This is a genomic window from Photobacterium sp. GB-210 (genome assembly GCF_003026075.1).
In the GTDB taxonomy this organism is placed as follows: Bacteria; Pseudomonadota; Gammaproteobacteria; order Enterobacterales; family Vibrionaceae; genus Photobacterium.
On the sequence record NZ_PYNU01000061.1, the window covers coordinates 1 to 752 of the forward strand.

General features: G+C 41.8%; 3 tRNA genes. All 3 read right to left on the bottom strand.

Annotated elements, in window-relative coordinates:
* Positions 1–358 precede the first annotated feature (358 nt).
* A tRNA-Val gene (locus tag C9J38_RS21565) sits at positions 359–434 on the bottom strand.
* Positions 435–502: 68 nt separating this feature from the next.
* Positions 503–578, bottom strand: a tRNA-Lys gene (locus C9J38_RS21570).
* Between the two features lie 21 nt (positions 579–599).
* Positions 600–675: transfer RNA gene (locus C9J38_RS21575), tRNA-Glu, on the bottom strand.
* Positions 676–752 lie beyond the last annotated feature (77 nt).

A 752-nucleotide genomic window follows, 5' to 3' on the forward strand; every position in this document is an offset into this window, starting at 1 on the left:
ATACAACCCCAAGAGGTTTCGTATGTTCAAACAACCAAGGTTTGTGTTTAACACTTCGATCAAGAAAGTATTAAACGTTGGTTTTTCGCCGGACTCATTGTTTTGTTTTCACTTTTAAAAAGTGAAAGCAAACACAGACACTTGAATGTGTATGTTTTGAGAACTCGTTCTTCTTTCGAAGAACATTTTTAAAATCAATCTATTGATTGAATTTACTAGTCAGCTTTCCAGATTGTTAAAGAGCATGCAATTATCTAACGATAACCACTTTCTAACGATTTTCAGCGACAAAAATGCGGACTTAACAAAGGTATTCTTCATTAAATCTGCGAAATCCGTGCAGAAAACTTTTAGAGAGTGGTGGGCGATACCGGGCTCGAACCAGTGACCCCCTCCTTGTAAGGGAGGTGCTCTCCCAACTGAGCTAATCGCCCACGATAGTTGCTATTTGTTTTCACTTTTAAAAGTGAAATCAAACTAGCTTTCCTTCGTGGAAAGGAAATGGTGGGTCGTGCAGGATTCGAACCTGCGACCAATTGATTAAAAGTCAACTGCTCTACCAACTGAGCTAACGACCCAATTTGCACTTCAAAGAGAAGTGGCGTCCCGTAGGGGAGTCGAACCCCTGTTACCGCCGTGAAAGGGCGGTGTCCTAGGCCTCTAGACGAACGGGACAATGTTCATACTTAATGTTGTTGGGCAACATTAAGTGGCTCTCTTACATTTTAACCAAGCAATCTGTGTGGACACTG